Origin of the sequence: Actinopolyspora xinjiangensis (assembly GCF_900104475.1) — a bacterium.
Lineage (GTDB): Bacteria > Actinomycetota > Actinomycetes > Mycobacteriales > Pseudonocardiaceae > Actinopolyspora > Actinopolyspora xinjiangensis.
This window is the reverse complement of record NZ_FNJR01000013.1, coordinates 116,272-135,101: the sequence shown is the minus strand read 5'-3', so window position 1 is coordinate 135,101 and position 18,830 is coordinate 116,272. Positions and strand designations below refer to the sequence as shown.

Genomic DNA, 18,830 nt, shown 5'->3' with positions numbered 1-18,830 from the left:
TCAGGAACGCGCGTCCACACAGCGCTCGGCGGCGATGATCCCGGCGCGGCAGGCCTTGGCCGTCCCGTGCCTGCGGCGAATCCGCCGCAGCAGCCCCAGCGGGCGTAACCGCTCGCCCGGTTCTCCCTCGCTCTCGGAAACCTCCAGCTCCCCCGCGCTCACCCGACCGGAGAACCGCCAGCTCTCCCATCGTTCGAGATCAGCACTGGTGTAATCGTAGCCGAACACCGTTCCTCTCACTCCGTCGGGCAAGGACACATCATCCAACGGGGTGAGTTTCGTTCGATCGTTCGTCCGGTCGCCCACCTCGACCGTGGACATCTCCGTTCGTTCCGAACCGTGAACCAACAACGCGTGACGAGCCGGATCGCTGCGGGGAGCGGACTCGACGAGACGGTTCACCGCGGACAGTTCCACGATCACTCGCGGCATCCACCACCAGTTCTCCCGACGCAGCAACAGGCTGTCGGCGAGCGCGCGCGAGGGCGGGTACTTGCGCAGCTCCTGTTCGAGCATCTCCCCGCCGAACACCGAACCCGACAGATCGTGTGTCACTCGGACGGGGCCGAAGGCCGTGAGCCCGTCCCTCCCCTCGCGCAACGAACGCCGATCCGTGACGGCGAACCCGATCTCGTGAGCCGTCTCCAGCAGGTCGATCGTCGCGCTACAGGAGTACGGCAGTGCCACGCAGGGGGCTTCACCACGCAGTAGCGGTGTCACGGCGATCCCGTTCGGACTCCCCGCCGAGTCCACCCAGCACAGTTCGCCGGTCAGCGCCTCGCGCCACACTGAACGGATCTGCCGCAACGACTCCGCCCTTTCAACCTGGTGTGTGACCCCTGAATGGGAGATACTCTCCGTGGGTGGCTTATACCACGTTGTCGGACGCCGCAGCCACGCCGGAGGAGTGAGACATGCCCGCGATCGTTCCGGCCCTGGTCGTTCTGGGGATCTTCGCTCTAGGATACCGATACTATTCGGCCTATCTGGCGCGCCGCGTGTACGGTTTGGATCCCGAGTTCGTCACCCCCGCTCACCACAAGGGTGACGGAGTCGACTTCGTACCGACGAACAAGCACGTGCTGTTCGGACACCACTTCACCTCGGTGGCCGGCGCCGCACCGATCGTGGGACCCGCCATAGCGGTGTTCTGGGGATGGGGACCGGCACTGCTGTGGATCACCCTCGGCACGATCTTCGCGGCGGGCGCGCACGACTTCGGCTCCCTGGTCGTCTCGGTGCGGCACCGAGCGGAGAGCATCGGGACACTGGCCCGTGACGTGATCAGCAAGCGCGCTCGCACCCTGTTCCTGCTGATCATCTTCTTTCTGCTGACCCTGGTCAACGCTGTGTTCGCCGTGGTCATAGCCAACCTGTTCGTAGCCAACCCGGCTGCCGTGCTGCCCGTGCTGCTGCAGGTACCCTTGGCCATCGGGATCGGTCAGTACGTCTACCACACCCGCTCGTCGGCCTTCTTACCCTCGATCGTGGGGGTCGTCGTGCTGTACCTGACCATTCTGCTGGGGATGGCCTTCCCCGTGTCACTGGACCCGCTCGCGGCCACGCTCGGGGTGGAGCCCAGGACACTGTGGGTGGTGTTCCTGTTCGCCTACACCTTCGTCGCCTCCCGGCTCCCGGTGTGGGTCCTGCTGCAGCCCAGGGACTACATCAACTCCCACCAGTTGTTCATCGGACTCGCCGTGATCCTGCTGGGAGTCCTCGTCGGTTTCGACCGAATAGTCGCCCCCGCGATCAACGACGTGCCCGCCGGTTCTCCGAGCTGGTTCCCGTTCCTGTTCGTCACCATCGCCTGCGGAGCGGTATCCGGCTTCCACAGCCTGGTCTCGTCGGGAACGTCGTCCAAGCAGTTGGGCAAGGAAACCGACGCTCGCTACATCGGCTACATGGGAGCCGTCGGTGAGGGCTCCCTCGCGCTGGCCGCCGTGCTGGCGGTCACCGCGGGCGCCGTGGGATCGACCGTGGAGTGGAACAACCTCTACTCCAGCTTCGCCAAGGCCTCCGACGGCGCCACGCAGAACTTCGTGGAGGGAGTGGCCGGATTCGCCAACAACCTCGGGCTTCCGGTCAGCTTCGGGCTGGTGTTCGCCACGATCATGGTGATCAGCTTCGCCGCCACCACGATGGACACCGGAGTTCGGCTGCAGCGTTACGTGGTGCAGGAGATCGGCGAGATCACCAGGGTTCGCCCGCTGGCTCGCAACATGACGCTGGCGAGCACGGTGGCCGTGGTGATCCCGCTGGCGATGGCGCTGCTGCCGGGTGGCGGCGAACAGGGCTACACCTTCGGTGTGCTCTGGCAGTTGTTCGGCACCACCAACCAGCTCACCGCCGGTCTCGCGCTGGCCGTGGTGGCCGTTTGGGTGACCAAGAACAGGCGCAACCCGCTGGCCGTGCTGATTCCCCTGGTGTTCCTGCTGGTGATGACCACGTGGGCGCTCACGCTGAACCTCGTCGAATTCGTCAACCAGCAGCAGTGGGTGCTCGCACCGCTCGACGTGATCATCTTCCTGTTGGCGGTTTGGCTGATCGTGGAAGCGGCCGTGGCGCTGCGCAGGGCGGTGCACACCCGGAACGCCATGGAGACGTCCGAAAGCGAGTACGCCACCGAGGGATGACGGGGGCCGGGCAGGACCGACCGGAAACGGTCGTCCTCCGCTCCTGCTCCCGTCGTGGCCGGGCCCCGCGAGCGAACCCGTAACCCCGGCAGGAACGAATCCGTGCCGCGACCGGCTCGCCACCCGTTACCGGGAACGAACCGGTGCGGCACCACCGGAGGTCCGGTGGTGCCGCACCTCGACCACGGCACCGGGTCACCGCGCCAGCAGCCTCCGGAGGCCCGCCCCCGGGGAACTCGGTTCGTGGTCAAGCACCGAAATCCGCGGTGACGTCCTCCGATCACTCCGGAATCGATACACCGGAGGAGCGGACCCCCAGAATGGTGTCGATCCACAGTCCGGTGATGGCGGGAACCCGCACATTCCTCACGCGACCGGTCGGAGAACTCCCCGGTCGCCGACGACAGGAGCCAGCGTGTCCCGACGATCATCCGACTTCCCCGACAGTCCTTCCCGTGTTCGCGGCAGGAGGGAAAGAACCACACGTCACCGCGCGGCGCTACGGCCGGTGTCGTGGCGGGCGCATTTCCTGGGCGGGTTGCTCTCCGCCCGCTGGTGTCCGCCATGGCGACAACCGGAATTCTCTACGCCTGGAACCCCCGCTGGAGTACCTGCTGCACCGGGAGGCCCTCACCGCCGTGGCCGAAGGCCCGGACCGCCCGTTGAGCGAGCAGGTCGCCTCGGCACGTCACCCCGTCCCGAACGCCCTCGACCGGAGCCTCGCCGGAGAATCCCGGCGCCGTCGGCGCACGGATGGGCGGACAATATGCGCCCCGCACACTTCGAAGTACTCAGCTGTGTCCGATCATCACATCGATCACGCCGGGACTGGCGGCTAGCGTGATCCGGCATGACGAGGGAGTTCGCGGACGACCCCACTGGACGCGTCGATCTTTCCGGTTCGGCCGCACTGGTCACCGGAGCGGGCAGCGGGATCGGGCTCGCCTGCGCGAGACGACTGGCCACCGCCGGCTGCCTGGTGCACGTGCTGGATCACGACGAGCACGCGGCGACCGCGGCCGCCGCCGAGGTCGGTGGGCGGGCGCACGTGCTGGATCTGGTCGACGAGTCCGGAATCGCTCGGCTGCCCGCCGAGGTGGACATCCTGGTCAACAACGCGGGCCTGCAGCACATGGCACCGATCCACGAGTTCCCCACCGACGTCTTCACCCGCATCCAGCGGGTCATGGTCACCGCGCCGTTCCTGCTGATGCGCCACTGCCTGCCGAACATGTACGTCAGGGGGTGGGGGCGCGTGATCAACATCTCCAGCGTGCACGGGGTGCGGGCCAGTGCCGACAAGTCGGCCTACGTGGCCGCCAAGCACGCGTTGGAGGGGCTGAGCAAAGTGGCCGCGCTGGAAGGTGGCCCACACGGGGTCACCAGCAACTGTGTAGACCCCGGTTACGTGCGCACCCCGCTGTTGGAGGGGCAACTCGCCGCCCAGGCGCGCAGCAACGACATCCCCGAGCACGAGGTCGCCGAACGAGTCTTCCTCCGGCACAGCGCGATCAAACGACTCATCGAGCCGGAGGAGGTCGCCGCGGTGGTCGGCTGGCTCTGCGGGCCGGATTCCGACTACCTCACCGGGGCCGCCATACCGATCGACGGGGCCTGGACGGCCCGGTGAAGCCGGTTCCGTCACCGCCTCCTCCCCCAGCTGTTCTCGTGTTCCGGCACAACCAGGAGTGAAACATGAGCGTGACACGGTCGGACCCGCCCTCCGGGAGATCGCTGGCCCGGATAGTCGGTTCCAGCATGATCGGCACCACCATCGAGTGGTACGACTTCTTCCTGTACGGCTCGGCGGCCGCGCTGGTGTTCAACGAGGCTTTCTTTCCATCCGAGGACAGGCTCATCGGCACGTTGCTCGCGTTCTCGAGCTTCGCGATCGGCTTCGTGTTCCGCCCCCTGGGTGGCCTGGTGTTCGGGCACTTCGGCGACCGACTCGGGCGCAAGAAACTGTTGGTGATCAGTCTGCTGATGATGGGCGGCGCCACGTTCGCGGTGGGACTGCTGCCGACCTTCGCCACGATAGGGGTGGCCGCACCCGTACTGCTGACCCTGCTGCGCGTGGTCCAGGGGTTCGCCCTGGGAGGTGAGTGGGGCGGAGCGGTGCTGATCGTGTCCGAACACACCGACAACGCGCGTCGTGGTTTCTGGGCCTCCTGGCCGCAGGCCGGGGTCCCCACCGGAAACCTGCTGGCCACCGCGGTGCTGGCGATCCTGTCGGCGGTGCAGTCGGAGGAGGCGTTCCTGGCGTGGGGATGGCGCATCCCCTTCCTGATCTCGGGTGTGCTGGTACTGGTCGGGCTGTGGATCAGGCTGTCGGTGAGCGAGTCACCGGTGTTCCTGGAGGCCTCCGAACGCGCGCGGCAACGGACGGCTCCCGAGCAACCTCCCATCGTGCGGGTGCTGCGCGAGCAGTGGCGAGCGGTGCTGATCGCCTCCGGAGCGCGTTTCGTCGAGAACGTCTGTTACTACGTGATCACGGCGTTCGTGCTGACCTACATCATCGAGCAGCTGGGGATGTCGGAGTCCGTCGCTCTCAACGCCGTTCTGATCGCGTCCGTGGTGCACTTCGTGGTCATCCCGATCTGGGGGGCGTTGTCCGACCGGTTCGGACGCAGGGGCGTCTACCTGATCGGTGCCGTGGGAACCGGCCTCTGGATCTTCGCGTTCTTCCCACTGCTGGGAACCGGTTCGTTCGTGCTGATAGCGCTCGGCGTGACGGTGGGTCTGGTGCTGCACGCCGCGATGTACGGTCCACAGGCCGCCTTCATGTCCGAGTTGTTCGGAACCCGCGTGCGGTACTCGGGAGCCTCGATCGGGTATCAGCTGGCATCGGTGGTCGCGGGCGGGCTCGCCCCCACCGTCGCCACCGGACTGCTGGCGGCCTTCGACAGCTGGGTGCCCATCGCGGTCTACGTGGCGCTGGGTGCGGTGATCACCTCGGTCGCGATCCTGTTCGCCACCGAGACCAGAGGGAGTTCCCTGCTCACGGAGGAGAGCCCGGCGACCGCCGGGGAGACCGGTTGAATGGTTGTCAGCGGTGATGGCCGAACCCGAGGATGACGGCCATGCGCACCTGCTCGGATTACCTGCTGCACCTGTTCGAGCTGCTCGCGGGCGAGGGCACCAGCGAGCAGCTCGCCCAGGTTCCGGTGGAGGCACGTACCGCCGGGCTTACCACACCGGAGCTCGAGCGCGTGGAACGCGCCGGGAAGCTGGCGTTGCGGGTGCGCCACACGCTCGACGAGCGGCGCCGCCACGAGTCGGAGCTGGCCGCTCTGTTCGACACCGCGGGGGATCTGGCCCGGGTGCGTGACCCCGACGCGGTGTTGCGGGCCATCGTCCATCGTGCGCGGATGCTGCTGGGCAGCCATGTGGCCTACCTCAGTCTGAACGACTCGTGGGCGGGGACCACCTACATGCGGGTCACCGACGGCTGCGCGTCTGCGTTGTTCCAGCAGGTGCGTCTCGGCATGGGCGAAGGACTGGGCGGGCTGGTGGCGCAGACGGCCCGCCCCTACGCCACCCCCGCCTACTTCGAGGACGAACGGTTCACCCACACCGACGAGATCGACCGCGCCGTCGGCGACGAGCGGCTCGTGGCGATCCTGGGAGTCCCGCTGTCGGTCGGGGGCTCGGTGATCGGGGTTCTCTACGCGGCGGACCGGACACCGCGCGACTTCTCGCACGACGAGGTGGCACTGCTGTCCTCACTCGCCGATCACGCCGCCATAGCCATCGACAACTCACGGCTGCTGGAGGAGACGCGGGACGCGCTGGTGGAGCTCAACACCGCGCACGAGACCATTCGCGAGCACAACTCGGCGATGCGGCGGGCCGAACGGGCCCACGACCGCCTCACCGACCTGGTGCTGCGCGACGGAAACCTCGAAGACATCGCGGAAGCCGTGGCCGAAGTACTCGGTGGCGGGATCGTGGTGCACGACGAGGACGGCACCGAACTGGCGCGCGCCGGGGCGTCCCCCCTGCCGTGGCCCCGGGACGCTGTCCGGCAGTCCCGAGGCAGTGGCCGCTCGGTGCCGTGGCGGGATAACCTGGTGTGCGCGGCGCTGGCCGGTCCCGAGCTGCTCGGCAGCCTGACGCTGGTCGGCTGTCGCGAACCCACCAACGCCGACAGACGCCTGTTCGAACGCGCCGGAGTGGTTACCGCGCTGGTGCTGCTGCTGCGACGGCGAACGGCCGAGGCGGAGGAGCGCGTGCGGGGAGAGCTCATCACCGAGCTGCTCGGTGCTCCCGAGCGGGCGCACCGCGGTCTGGCGGCCCGAGCACGGCGAGTCGGGTTCGACCCGGGTGGGAGCAAGGTGGTGCTGGTCGCTCCCGCGGGCGAGGTCGACCGCGAGCGGCTGGCTTCGGCGGCTTCGCGTTACGCCGGACAGCGGCACGGTCTGGCGGGGCCCCATCTCGACCACCTGGTGCTCGTGCTTCCCGGTACGGACGCGGGCTGTGCCGCCGAGAACGCTGCCCGTGCGCTCGGGACGAGCCTGGCGCGGCCGGTCACCGTCGGGGGTTCCGGACCGGTGGAGGGACTCGACGAGATAGCGGACGAGTACGGAGCGGCGTGCCGGTGCCTGGAGGCGCTGCTGGCCCTGGGACGCGAGGGTCAGGGGGCGGCCCTGGCGGAGCTGGGATTCCTGGGGGTGCTGCTGGGGGACCGAGACGACCTCTCCGGGTATGTGCGTCGCACTGTCGGGCCAGTGCTGGACTACGATTCCCGGCGAGGCACCGAGCTGGTGAAGACGTTGCGGAGCTACTTCGACCACGGCGCCAACCTGAGCCGGACCGCGAGGGCGCTTCACGTGCACGTGAACACCGTCTCCCAACGGCTGGAGCGCGTGTCCACACTGCTCGGGACGGACTGGTGGTCCGCGGAACGCGGCCTGGAGATCCAGGTGGCGCTACGACTGCACCGGTTGTCCGGCTCGGAGTGATCCCACCCGGACACCGTTCCCCACCGAGCACACCCGTCCGCGGTCTCGCCGGGAACCGAGCCGATCACATGGCCGAGCAGTCCCGCTCGGGGGCGGCTCCGAACAACGGTCATGAACCGTGCGAGTCACCGGCATCGGCTGGGCAACACCGCCGCCGTGGTCACAGCTCTGCTCTCGGTCGCGGCGGCCCTGACGGCGGGACACCTGGTCGCCGCGCTGACCGAGCCGCGAGCCTCCCCGCACGTTGCGGTGGGCAACGTGGCGATCGACCTGGCACCGCGGCCGGTGAAGGAACTGGCGATCGACCTCTTCGGCACCTCCGACAAACTCGCGCTGCTGGTCGGCATGGGTCTCGTGATCGTACTGCTGGCCACCGCGGGTGGGCTGGCATCGCGGCGAACTCCGCTTCCGGGCAGCGTGCTGATCACGGGGTTCGGAGTGCTCGGGCTGGTGGCCGCCGCCTCCCGCGTGGGCCCGGATCCGCTGGCCCTGACGGCTCCGCTGGCGGCGACGCTGGCGGGGCTCGGGGTCTTCGGCTGGCTCCACCGCACGGCTCCGTCGGTCCCCCCGGATAGCGAAGCGGCGCGGACCGAACCACGCCGACACGCGGAAGAGGACGGGACGACCGGGCTCGTGGGCACCACCAGCGGGCGCAGGCGCTTCCTCGTCTCGGGCGCCTCGGTCGCCCTCGCCTCGGGGGCTGCCGGCACGGCCGGACAGCTGCTGGGAGACGCCCGCGGGGTCAGCCGATCGCGGAAAGCTGTCGAACTGCCGCGTCCGGAGGTCGAGGCACCTCCGATCCCCGAGGGCGCCGACTTCGCGCGCTCGGGAGCCCCCAGCTTCATCACGCCCAACAGCGAGTTCTACCGCATCGACACCGCCCTGCGCGTGCCGCGCGTACCGACCTCGGAATGGCGGCTGCGGGTGCACGGCATGGTCGAACGAGAGATCGAACTCACTTTCGACGAGCTGACGAGTCGTCGACTGCTGGCAAAACCGATCACCATGACCTGCGTCTCCAATCCCGTCGGTGGTTCCTACGTCTCGACCGCCGAGTTCCTCGGTGTTCCGGTGCGTGACCTGCTGGCCGAAGCGGGTGTGCGGGACGGTGCCGAACAGGTGTTGAGCACCAGCGTGGACCGGTTCACGGCGGGAACGCCGATCGAGGCGCTCACGGACCCGGACCGGGACGCCCTGCTGGCAGTGGGGATGAACGGCGAGCCGTTGCCCGTCGAGCACGGCTTCCCGGTGCGCATGGTCACTCCCGGTCTGTACGGCTACGTCTCGGCCACCAAGTGGTTGACCGACCTGGAAGTGACCACCTGGGACAACCGGCCGTACTGGGCCAAGCGCGGCTGGGCGCTGCGTGCTCCCGTCAAGACCCAGTCACGCATCGATCGCCCCACGGGTTTCGAGAAGATCCCCGCGGGGCGGATCACCGTGGCCGGGGTCGCGTGGGCCCAGCACACCGGTGTCGAACGGGTCGAGGTGCGCGTCGACGAGGGAAGCTGGCGGCGCGCGGAGCTGTCCGAGCCCGTCAACAAGGACACCTGGCGGATGTGGCGGATCGACCTGGACCTGCCTCCCGGCGGGCACACCGTGGAGTCCCGTGCAACCGACCGCTCCGGTTACACGCAGACCGCGAAACGGGCTCCCACCGTCCCGGACGGTGCCACGGGGTGGCACTCGGTCTTCTTCACGGCGCGGTGACCACGGTCACCCGAAAAAGAGGGAAAAACTCGCGGAACGACCAATCGGTGTGTCACCGCGCTCCGAATTCCCGGGAAAGCACCTCGCTTTCACCTCTCCGAGGAACGAGAAGAAAGGTATCGACGAATCCTTATGGGCAACACCCGTGTGAAAACCGTCGTGACCGGTGCCGTGGCTTCCATGGCCCTGCTGCTGTCCGCTTGCGGCGGCGCCGAGAACGGCGACCAGAACGAGCGGAACCAGTCGGCACCGTCGCAGTCACAGCAGGGTGGCGACGGTTCGGGGCAGGATGGGTCCGGCCGGGACGGCATGAGCGAGCAGGGCGTCACCACCGTGGACGACATCTACGGTCCGGCGGCCTCCAAGGTGCCCACAAACCCCGGTGACGAAGGTTCCGCCCAGGGCATGGCTGACGATCCGGTGGCGACGGCAGCGAGCAACAACCCGTTGTTGACCAACCTGACCAAGGCGGTCAAAACGGCGGGTCTGGTGGACACGTTGAACAAGCCGGACGCCGAGTACACCGTGTTCGCCCCCGCTGACTCCGCCTTCGAGAAGCTGGATCCCGCGACGCTGGACGCGTTGCTCAACGATCCCGCGAAGAAGGAACAGCTCACCAATATTCTCACCTACCACGTGGTTCCGGAAAGGATGAGCGCCGAGCAGCTCGGAAACGCCGGCGAGGTCGAAACTGTGAACGGAGAAACGGTCCCCATCAGCGGCAGCGGCGAGAACATCGAAATCGACGGGGCGAATGTTCAGGTCGGCAACGTCCCCACCGCCAATGCCACCGTGTTCGTCATCGACGAGGTTCTGATGCCGCCGAAGTCCTGAGCGAGGCGGAGGACGCACGGTTCTCGGGTCGGTGGGCAGCGTCTTCACCGGCCCGAGAACCGGTTCGCCGGATAACGGGTCCGGTCGCGCGTCTCCCGGGGACCGTGCGGATCGGAACGCGGCTCCCAGTGGTCCGGAGGGTTCCGTTCCGCACGGAGTTCCACCCCATGGGCGGAGTCACTCCAGAGCGGTTGGACAATCACGAACCGTTGCCGCGGTAGTCGTCAGTTCGGGAGGTCGAGATGCGGGTACTGGTCACCGGAGGAGCCGGATTCATCGGCTCCCACGTCGCGGAACGCATCGCCGCCGCGGGAGGCGAGACCAGGCTGCTCGACAACCTGCTGCCCACCGCGCACGGACCAAGTGCTCGGCAACGTCGTCACCGGGACGAGCTCCTCGTCGGCGACGTGCGGGACCCGGAGGCGCTCGGAACCGCGCTGTCCGGTGTCGACGCGGTCTGCCACCACGCGGCGATGGTGGGACTGGAGACCGGCCCGTCGGACGCTCCCGCCTACGTGGAGCACAACGAGCTGGGAACGGCACGGCTGCTGGCGGCCATGGCCGAGCGGAACGTCACGCGACTCGTGCTCGCGAGCTCCATGGTGGTCTACGGCGAGGGGCGTTACCACTGCGCCGTCCACGGCGTCGTCCGCCCGGGGCCTCGGGCCACCGAGGACCTCGACCGGGGCGTGTTCGAGCCCCGCTGCCCGCACTGTGGCGGGCTGCTGGAGTCCGGGCGGGTTCCCGAGGACGCTCCGACCGACCCCCGCAACGTCTACGCCACCACGAAACTCACCCAGGAACACCTGGTGGCCTCCTGGGCCAGGCAGACGGGGGGACACGCCACGGCGCTGCGGTACCACAACGTCTACGGCCCCCACATGCCGCGTGACACCCCGTACGCGGGCGTGGCCGCGCTGTTCCGCTCCGCGCTGGCCGGAGGGGAGGCACCCCGCGTGTTCGAGGACGGCGGGCAGCGCCGCGATTTCGTGCACGTGCGCGACGTGGCCGAGGCGAACCTCGCGGCGCTCGAACACCCGCCGAACGGTTTCGCGGCCTACAACGTGTGCTCGGGCGAGGCCCGCACCATAGGGGAGATGGCGGGGCAACTGGCCACCGCGACGGGTGGACCGGCTCCGATCGTGACCGGACAGTACCGCCTCGGGGACGTGCGCCACATCGTGGCGGACCCGGAGCTGGCCGCGAAGGAACTCGGTTTCCGGGCCCGGGTGGGGTTCGGAGAGGGAATCACCGAGTTCGCGAACGCGGCACAACGCGACGCGGCCGAGGGGTGAGCCGAACGGCACTGCCCCGGTCACCGTCACCCCACGTTCTCCCGCCCGGCTTCGGCGTACAACGCCCCGGCGAAGCGCGAGTTCGGCACGAGCTCGGCCACCCGGCGCGCGTCCTCGACGGTGTCCACGTCGGAGAGCTCCGGCAACCGCACCACGCGCAGACCGTGTCGCGTCAGGGCAGCGCCGGTCAACTCGCCGGTGTCCGACCTTGACATCGGAACCACACCGAGCACCTCAGCCGCACGCGGATCGCGCAGTCCCAGAGCCCACCACCCGCCGTCGTGGGCGGGTCCCAGGACGGCCTCGGGCCCGCCGGAACGACGCAGCGTCCTCGTCGCTTCAGTGAGCAGTTCGGGGGTGACCTGCGGCGTGTCCATCCCGATCTGCAGCACGGGGCATCCCGGATAGCGTTCGGCCACGTCGGCGTGCGCCGCGGCGAGTCGCTCGCCGAAGTGGCCCCCGCGCTGCCACAGGAGGTCCATACCGGCCATGGCCGCGCGCACCTCGTCATGTCGACAGGCCCGTTCGAGTTCACCCGTCCAGGCGACCACCGGATGGATGGCGGACATCCCACCGACCGCGGCCAGCGTATCCAGCAGACTGGCCGCCGCCACCGCAGCGGCCCGTTCCGGTGCAAGCGGCGGGGTGAGTCGCGTCTTCGCCACCCCCGTTTCGGGAGCCTTGGCTACCACGAGTACGACGGTCGGGTTCATCGCAGCACCTTGATCATGTCGCGCACCGCGCGTGCGGTTCCCTTCACCGAGCCACTGACCTTGGACCGCGTGCCGCTGGCCCGAGGGGCATAGCGCACCGGCAGCTCGCGCACGCGCCAGTGGGCACGCCCCGCCCGCAGCAGCAGTTCGAGCGGATACCCGAACGCGCGGTCCCGAATCCCCAGGTCGAGCAGCTTCTCACGCTCGGCCACCCGCACCGGTGCCAGATCGTGCACCGGCACTCCGTGGCGGCGGACCAGTGCCGCGATCGCGGCGTTGCCCGCTCGTGCGTGCCACGCCATGGCCGCGCGTACGGTCGGTACCCGCCTTCCCACCACGAGATCGGCCTCCCCGGAGGACACCGGCCCGATCAGGTTCGGCAGTTCCGCCGGGTCCACGGAACCGTCGGCGTCGAGCACGCAGACGATCCGCCCGCGAGCGTGTGACACTCCCGCGTGCACCGCGGCTCCGTAGCCCGGGTTCGGTTCGTGGACGACTCGTGCCCCGTGCCTGGCCGCGACCTCCGCGGAACCGTCGCTGGAACCGTTGTCCACCAACAGGACGGGCAACGAGAGCCCGCCGACGATCGAGTCCAGCACAGCTGGTAGAGCTACGGCCTCGTCGAGGCAGGGCAGCACCACCTCTACATCGGTGGTTTCGTTCAACGGCGGCATGTTCGGGCTCCGAACGGCGTGGTCGGCATCACTCGTAGGACCATCCTGGATCACTGTGCCTGACTCCTCGTAATCGGAATGTTCTCTGTCGTCGCTACCGGCAACGGAGCGCTCGGGGCGCGCGACCACACACCCCGCCGAACAGTGTTCGGAGCCCGGCCGGGAAGGGATTGGTGGCGATTCGTGGCCCGAGCGGCGGGAGGTCGTACGGGAGCGACCGATTGCAGGCCTCCCCGGCCCACCGATGGGTGAACTCCGGAGCGCGGCGCCCCACCGCGACGGCACAGTCGTGTATAGCGTTCGTAGCGCCCCTCCGCGCGTCGTGTTCACGGACCCTCACCCGAAAAAGTGATCTCGCGGATTTGAAGGGACCCGAGTGGATTTCTAGACTGAGCCGCGACGGACGGTTCCGCCGTCACACGGTCTGACTCACCCCGACCGAAACCATCCCGCCCGACACCCCGAGGAGCAAACCGCATGCGGACAGTCACCGGCCCCACCGATCGGGTGGTGGTAGTGGGGGCGGGGCTTTCCGGCCTGACCACGGCGCTTCACCTGCTCGGTGCGGGACGCGAGGTGACCGTCGTCGAAAGCGCCCCTTTCCCCGGGGGACGCGCGGGCCGGATGGACATCGCGGGGTACCGCATGGACACCGGACCGACGGTGCTCACCATGCCGGAACTGCTGGACGAGGCGCTGGCGGCGGTGGGCGAATCGACGCGGGACCGCCTGGACCTGATACAGCTGGATCCGGCCTACCGCGCCCGCTTCGCGGACGGTTCGAGCATCGACGTGAGCACCGACGCGGCGGCCATGGAGCAACGGGTCCGGGAGTTCGCGGGGCCGACCGAGGCGGACGGGTACCGGCGGTTACGGCATTGGCTGACCCGCCTCTACGCGGCGCAGTACGAGACCTTCATCGACGCCAACTTCGACTCGCCACGGGATCTGCTGGACCCCAACCTGGCCCGGCTGGCGGCGCTCGGGGGTTTCGGCGGGCTGCACCGTGCGATCGGCCGGTTCCTGCGGGACGAGCGGCTGCGGAAGGTGTTCTCGTTCCAGGCGCTGTACGCGGGCGTGGCACCGCACAACGCCCTGGCCGCCTATGCGGTGATCTCCTACATGGACACCGTTCGCGGGGTCTACTTCCCGCGCGGTGGAATGCGCGCGGTACCGGACACGCTGGCCGGGGCCGCCGCCGAGGCCGGAGCACACCTGCGGTACGGCAGCTCGGTGACACGTCTGGAGCGCCGGGGAACGCGGGTTACCGCCGTGCACACCGAGCACGGAGAACGCATCCCGTGCGACTCGGTGGTCCTCACCCCCGACCTCCCGATCTCGTACCGGCTACTGGGCCGCACCCCCCGCCGCCCCCTGCGGCTGCGCGCGGCTCCCTCCGCGCTGCTGGTGCACACCGGAACCAACCGGGACCAGCCGGAGCTGAGTCACCACACGCTCTCCTTCGGGGACTCGTGGAAGCGCACCTTCGACGAGCTGACCCGGCAGGGAACCCTGATGAGCGACCCCTCGGTGCTCATCACGAACCCGACCCGCAGTGACCCGTCCCTGGCCCCGCCGGGCAGACATCTGCACCACATACTGGTCCCCTGCCCCAATCTCGACCTCGCGCGGTTCGACTGGAACGCCATCGCACGGGGATACGCGCAAGAGGTGATCGACTCGTTGCAGCGGCGCGTCATGCCGGGGTTCGACGCCTCCGTCGAGGTCAGCCGCATCGTCTCACCCGCTGACTGGGCCGAGCTGGGAATGCTGGCAGGAACCCCCTTCAGCGCCGCTCACACCTTCGCCCAGACCGGGCCCTTCCGACCGAGAAACCTGGTCCGGGGGGTGGAGAACGCGGTACTCGCAGGGTGCGGAACCACCCCGGGAGTAGGAGTTCCGACGGCGTTGCTCTCGGGCAAGCTGGCCGCGCACCGGATCATCGGGGGACCACGCCCCCTCCCGACGGCACGCCGTGTGCTCGGCACCGGGTCGGATGCGCGATGAGCGAACGAGAGCTCGACGCGGCCGGCATCCGCTCACGACGGCTTCGAGCCGCCTACCGGTACTGCCGCCGGGTCAACGAGACACACGGACGCACCTATTTCCTGGCCACCAGGCTCCTGCCGCCCTCGCGCCGTCCGGCGATACACGCGTTGTACGGGTTGGCGCGCGAGGTCGACGACATCGTCGACGATCCGGGTGACGCACTCGACGAGCGAGACAAAAGCGCCGGTCTCGACGAGCTGGCCGCTGAGTTGACCAGGGCTTTCGCCGGTGAGGAGAGTGAGCTCGCGGTGGTCCGCGCGGTGGTCGACACCGCGAACCGGTACGGGATCGAACAGCACTACTTCCACTCCTTCATGGCCTCGATGCGCCAGGATCTCACGGTTTCCGCGTACCGGAACCGGGCCGAACTGAACGACTACGTCTACGGCTCCGCCGAGGTCATCGGCTTGCAGGTACTGCCCGTGCTGGGGACGCGGTGCCCCGCCGAGGAGGCCGCACCGTACGCGGCGGCGCTGGGTAACGCGTTCCAGCTCACCAACTTCCTCCGGGACGTGGGAGAGGACCTGCGCAGGGGGCGCGTCTATCTCCCCGCTGACGAGCTGGCCGCGTTCGACGTCGACGAATCCCGGTTGCGACAGTGCCTGCGCGGGGGTTTACCGGACCGTCGGGTTCGCCGGGCACTGGCCGATCAGGTTGCCCGCACCAGAGCGGTCTACCGCCGGGCCGCACCGGGAATCGCGATGTTGGATCCGATCTCGCGACCGTGTATTTCCACTGCTTACACGCTTTACGGTGAAATACTGGACCGGATAGTGGAATCCGGGTACGACGTGTTCGCCAATCGTGTCTCGGTGTCCCGCTCCCGGGGACTCGGGGTGGCGCTGAGCGGCTGCGGAGCTGTGGCCACGGCGCGGCTCCGGGCACGGTTGCCGGACGGATGTGAAGATGTGTCGTCTAGTTCGATGTTGGGTGGTAGGTAGCCGTTGAATTCGGCCTCGCCCGTTTCCGACGGGGAATTCGTGGTCCTGCTCGACGACTCGGGTGAGCCGGTGGGTACGGCGCCGAAATCCGAAGTTCATCACAGTGCCACACCACTGCATCTCGCCTTTTCCTGCTATGTGTTCGACGGGGAGGGCGGACTTCTTATCACCCGACGCGCGCTGGAGAAACGCACCTGGCCCGGAGTTTGGACGAATTCGTGCTGCGGACACCCGGCTCCCGGCGAGTCCATGGCGGACGCGGTGCACCGCAGGGTCGGCGAGGAACTCGGGGTCCACCTCGGTGAACTGCGGTTGCGGCTGGCCGATTTCCGCTACCGCGCCGTGGACGTGACGGGAGTGGTGGAAAACGAGCTGTGTCCGGTGTACACAGCCGTCACGCGTGAGACACCACGTCCGGATCCGGACGAGATCGCGGACTGGAAGTGGGTGGCCTGGGAGGACTTCGCGATGCTGGCGACCAGAACCCCCTGGGCGATCAGCCCGTGGGCCGCCGAGCAGATTCCACTGCTGAGCAGCCGGTTCGGCGAACCGGAACGGGAGGACCCTGATCCGGCCCGCTAGAGGAGGACGTGATTCCCGCCGCCTCCGCGGAGGCGCGGCTCGGGCCCGGCGTCCCGAATCGGGCTCGGACGGTCCCCCTGTCACACCAGCGGAGTGAGAACTGCTCATGTATTTCCGATACCCCGTGGTGCACGGTTTCGAGCAGAGCGCGCGGCAGTACGACCGCCTGGTGGGACTCAACCCCGGCTACCACCGAGCACTGGAACTGTCGGCACGACGGTTGCGCCTGCCCGACGGGGGACGTGGACTGCGGCTGCTGGACGCGGGCTGCGGAACCGGGGCCTCCACCGCCGCGCTGCTGCGCGCCGCACCGCACGCGCGTGTCGTCGCGACGGACGCTTCCGCGAACATGCTGGCGCGAGCTCGTCGGAAGGAGTGGCCGGACACGGTCGAATTCGTGCACGCACCGCTGGAAGAGCTCGAACGAGCCGGGGTGCGCGGACCGTTCGACGGAGTCATGGCGGCCTACCTGCTGCGCAACCTCTCCGACCCGGACAGCGGGCTGCGGATCCTGCGTGAATCGCTGCGTCCCGGTGCCCGCCTGGCACTGCACGAGTTCTCCGTGCGGAGGCGCCCGCTCGCACGGTTGGTCTGGACGGCGGTGTGCTGGAGTGTGATCATTCCGGCCGGTGAGCTGAGCACCCGGGGGTCGGGAATCCACCCCTACCTGTGGCGCAGCGTCCTCCGGTTCGACTCGACCGGAGAGCTCGCCTCCCGGATGCGCCGGAACGGTCTCGTCGGGCTCCGGCTCGGGACGATGCCGGGTTGGCAGCACGGCATCGTGCACACCGTGACCGGGCAACGACCGGGGGGACGGTGATCATGACCAACGGTTTCCCGAGCACCGGAACGAGCGGTGCCGCCTCGCGTGAAACGCCGGGGCGGGACCGCAAAGCGGTGGAGCACCCACCGCACGACGGCGCTCCGAACACGGAGCACCTCGCCGGAACTCCCCGCGCAGCTGTGGTCGGCGGAGGGATCGCGGGACTCGCCGCGGCCACCTGCCTCGCCGAACGCGGCGTGTCGGTCACGGTGCTGGAACGGCAGGAGCGGTTGGGGGGTCGGGTCGGCGGCTGGCGGACCACTCTCGCCGATGGTTCCGACGTGGGAATGAACCGAGGCTTCCACGCCTTCTTCCGGCAGTACTACAACCTTCGGGCCCTGCTGAGCCGTGCCGACCCGCGACTTTCGGGGCTGACCGCTCTGCCGGACTACCCGTTGGTGCACAGTGCAGGCTACCGCGACACCTTCGCCGGACTGCCACGCACACCACCGTGGAACGCCTTCGCGTTCGTCGCACGCAGCCCCACCTTCAACTGGCGCGACCTCCCGCGTCTCGGGACTCGCGCGGCGCTGCCGCTGGCGCAGGTCTCGGTGCCGGAGATCTACGAACGCTTGGACCATCTGGACGCGGACACCCTACTGAGCCGAATACGCTTCCCCGCCGCTGCCAAGCACCTGGCGTTCGAGGTGTTCTCGCGAAGTTTCTTCGCTGATCCCACGAAGCTGTCGGCGGCCGAGCTCGCGACGATGTTTCACATCTACTTTCTCGGTTCCAGTGAGGGACTGCTGTTCGACGTGGCCGCGGACTCGTTCCCGGAAGCGCTGTGGAACCCGCTGGCCGACTACCTGCGCGCTCGGGGGGTGACGATCTCGACCGGCACCGCCGTCACCGCGTTGGAGCAGGGGAACGAGCGACGCTTCGTGCTGCGTTCGGAGGCCGCCGCCCCGGGGGAGTTCGACGCGGTGGTGCTGGCCACCGACACCGCGGGACTACGCGGGATAGTGGGCAACTCGCCGGGCCTGGCAACGGCGCGCTGGCGAGAGCGGATAGCGGCACTGCGGCAGGCACCACCGTTCCTGGTGTCCAGGTTGTGGCTGGACCGACCGGTCCGCGGGGACAGACCGGGTTTTCTCGGGACGAGTGGTTACGGACCGCTGGACAACATCAGCGTGCTGGAGCGCTACGAGCGCGACGCGGCACGCTGGGCGGGCGAACGCGGCGGATCAGTGATCGAGCTGCACGGCTACGCGCTCGCGGGGGAACCGAGCGTGGCGCGCGTCCGCTCGCGGATGCTGGCCGAACTGGCCAGGATCTACCCGGAGACGAAGGTCGCCGGCATCGTCGACGAACGGCACGAACTGCGGGACGATTGTCCACTGTTCCCACCCGGCGGCTTCTCCGAACGTCCCGGGATCACCACTCCGGACCCGAATCTGGTGCTGGCCGGTGACCTGGTGCGCATCGACCTTCCGGTGGCCCTGATGGAACGCGCGGCCACCACCGGGATGCGCGCGGCCAACGAGCTGCTGCGCGGCTGGCGCGTGCGGGGCCACACCCTGTGGAGCGTTCCCGACCGCGGTCGGTCGGCTCTGCTGCACCGGTTGGGGCGGACCGGATAGGAGGGGACTCGACCACTGCCGGGAACCGACAC

15 protein-coding genes are annotated in these 18,830 nt (G+C 68.7%); 12 read left to right on the top strand and 3 right to left on the bottom strand.

Going from position 1 to position 18,830, the window contains the following annotated elements:
* Complete coding sequence (locus BLQ75_RS19065) at window positions 1–807, bottom strand: hypothetical protein (RefSeq protein ID WP_139183040.1); 807 nt, start codon at window positions 805–807, stop codon at window positions 1–3.
* Between the two features lie 107 nt (window positions 808–914).
* Between BLQ75_RS19065 and BLQ75_RS19060 the strand changes: the two genes are divergently transcribed.
* The 7 genes from BLQ75_RS19060 to BLQ75_RS19030 all read left to right on the top strand — a co-directional run bounded on the left by BLQ75_RS19060 (window position 915) and on the right by BLQ75_RS19030 (window position 11,436).
* Window positions 915–2,636, top strand: a complete 1,722-nt coding sequence (locus tag BLQ75_RS19060) for a carbon starvation CstA family protein (RefSeq protein WP_092604039.1) — start codon at window positions 915–917, stop codon at window positions 2,634–2,636.
* A gap of 850 nt (window positions 2,637–3,486) precedes the next feature.
* Window positions 3,487–4,266, top strand: a complete 780-nt coding sequence (locus BLQ75_RS19055; protein ID WP_092604038.1) for an SDR family oxidoreductase — start codon at window positions 3,487–3,489, stop codon at window positions 4,264–4,266.
* A gap of 65 nt (window positions 4,267–4,331) precedes the next feature.
* Window positions 4,332–5,675: an MFS transporter gene (locus tag BLQ75_RS19050; protein WP_092604037.1), complete on the top strand. Its 1,344-nt coding sequence runs from the start codon at window positions 4,332–4,334 to the stop codon at window positions 5,673–5,675.
* Between the two features lie 41 nt (window positions 5,676–5,716).
* Complete coding sequence (locus BLQ75_RS19045; RefSeq protein ID WP_170837571.1) at window positions 5,717–7,597, top strand: helix-turn-helix domain-containing protein; 1,881 nt, start codon at window positions 5,717–5,719, stop codon at window positions 7,595–7,597.
* Window positions 7,598–7,708: 111 nt separating this feature from the next.
* Window positions 7,709–9,307, top strand: coding sequence for a molybdopterin-dependent oxidoreductase (locus BLQ75_RS19040; protein ID WP_092604035.1), 1,599 nt, complete (start codon window positions 7,709–7,711; stop codon window positions 9,305–9,307).
* Window positions 9,308–9,439: 132 nt separating this feature from the next.
* A complete protein-coding gene (locus BLQ75_RS19035; protein ID WP_092604034.1) occupies window positions 9,440–10,141 on the top strand; it encodes a fasciclin domain-containing protein in 702 nt (233 codons plus the stop codon).
* A gap of 242 nt (window positions 10,142–10,383) precedes the next feature.
* Window positions 10,384–11,436 carry an NAD-dependent epimerase/dehydratase family protein gene (locus BLQ75_RS19030; RefSeq protein ID WP_092604033.1) on the top strand — a complete coding sequence of 351 codons (1,053 nt, stop codon included), beginning with the start codon at window positions 10,384–10,386 and terminating at the stop codon, window positions 11,434–11,436.
* 26 nt (window positions 11,437–11,462) lie between these two features.
* On the opposite strand, the gene BLQ75_RS19025 is transcribed toward BLQ75_RS19030, so the two are convergent.
* Window positions 11,463–12,149 carry a TIGR04282 family arsenosugar biosynthesis glycosyltransferase gene (locus BLQ75_RS19025; protein ID WP_092604032.1) on the bottom strand — a complete coding sequence of 229 codons (687 nt, stop codon included), beginning with the start codon at window positions 12,147–12,149 and terminating at the stop codon, window positions 11,463–11,465.
* Window positions 12,146–12,814, bottom strand: coding sequence for a glycosyltransferase family 2 protein (locus BLQ75_RS19020; RefSeq protein WP_211481467.1), 669 nt, complete (start codon window positions 12,812–12,814; stop codon window positions 12,146–12,148). Before BLQ75_RS19020 ends, BLQ75_RS19025 begins: the two co-directional genes overlap by 4 nt.
* A 486-nt stretch (window positions 12,815–13,300) precedes the next feature.
* Here BLQ75_RS19020 and crtI point away from each other — a divergent pair, with 486 nt between their 5' ends.
* The 5 genes from crtI to BLQ75_RS18995 all read left to right on the top strand — a co-directional run bounded on the left by crtI (window position 13,301) and on the right by BLQ75_RS18995 (window position 18,798).
* Complete coding sequence (crtI, locus tag BLQ75_RS19015) at window positions 13,301–14,830, top strand: phytoene desaturase family protein (RefSeq protein ID WP_092604030.1); 1,530 nt, start codon at window positions 13,301–13,303, stop codon at window positions 14,828–14,830.
* Complete coding sequence (locus tag BLQ75_RS19010; protein WP_092604029.1) at window positions 14,827–15,813, top strand: phytoene/squalene synthase family protein; 987 nt, start codon at window positions 14,827–14,829, stop codon at window positions 15,811–15,813. Before crtI ends, BLQ75_RS19010 begins: the two co-directional genes overlap by 4 nt.
* A 3-nt stretch (window positions 15,814–15,816) precedes the next feature.
* Entirely contained in the window at window positions 15,817–16,395 is a 579-nt protein-coding gene (idi, locus tag BLQ75_RS19005; protein WP_092604028.1) for an isopentenyl-diphosphate Delta-isomerase, read from the top strand.
* A gap of 106 nt (window positions 16,396–16,501) precedes the next feature.
* On the top strand, window positions 16,502–17,215 hold the full coding sequence (locus BLQ75_RS19000; RefSeq protein WP_092604027.1) for a class I SAM-dependent methyltransferase: 714 nt from the start codon (window positions 16,502–16,504) through the stop codon (window positions 17,213–17,215).
* Between the two features lie 2 nt (window positions 17,216–17,217).
* A complete protein-coding gene (locus tag BLQ75_RS18995) occupies window positions 17,218–18,798 on the top strand; it encodes an FAD-dependent oxidoreductase (RefSeq protein WP_092604026.1) in 1,581 nt (526 codons plus the stop codon).
* Window positions 18,799–18,830: the final 32 nt, after the last annotated feature.

Excerpts from the sequence above, each read along its gene's own strand:
- BLQ75_RS19060 (WP_092604039.1), top strand. The coding sequence starts at position 915 with ATGCCCGCGATCGTTCCGGCCCTGGTCGTTCTGGGGATCTTCGCTCTA.
- BLQ75_RS19055 (WP_092604038.1), top strand. The coding sequence starts at position 3,487 with ATGACGAGGGAGTTCGCGGACGACCCCACTGGACGCGTCGATCTTTCC.
- BLQ75_RS19050 (WP_092604037.1), top strand. The coding sequence starts at position 4,332 with ATGAGCGTGACACGGTCGGACCCGCCCTCCGGGAGATCGCTGGCCCGG.
- BLQ75_RS19045 (WP_170837571.1), top strand. The coding sequence starts at position 5,717 with ATGCGCACCTGCTCGGATTACCTGCTGCACCTGTTCGAGCTGCTCGCG.
- BLQ75_RS19040 (WP_092604035.1), top strand. The coding sequence starts at position 7,709 with ATGAACCGTGCGAGTCACCGGCATCGGCTGGGCAACACCGCCGCCGTG.
- BLQ75_RS19035 (WP_092604034.1), top strand. The coding sequence starts at position 9,440 with ATGGGCAACACCCGTGTGAAAACCGTCGTGACCGGTGCCGTGGCTTCC.
- BLQ75_RS19030 (WP_092604033.1), top strand. The coding sequence starts at position 10,384 with ATGCGGGTACTGGTCACCGGAGGAGCCGGATTCATCGGCTCCCACGTC.
- BLQ75_RS19025 (WP_092604032.1), bottom strand. The coding sequence starts at position 12,149 with ATGAACCCGACCGTCGTACTCGTGGTAGCCAAGGCTCCCGAAACGGGG.
- crtI (WP_092604030.1), top strand. The coding sequence starts at position 13,301 with ATGCGGACAGTCACCGGCCCCACCGATCGGGTGGTGGTAGTGGGGGCG.
- BLQ75_RS19010 (WP_092604029.1), top strand. The coding sequence starts at position 14,827 with ATGAGCGAACGAGAGCTCGACGCGGCCGGCATCCGCTCACGACGGCTT.
- BLQ75_RS19000 (WP_092604027.1), top strand. The coding sequence starts at position 16,502 with ATGTATTTCCGATACCCCGTGGTGCACGGTTTCGAGCAGAGCGCGCGG.
- BLQ75_RS18995 (WP_092604026.1), top strand. The coding sequence starts at position 17,218 with ATGACCAACGGTTTCCCGAGCACCGGAACGAGCGGTGCCGCCTCGCGT.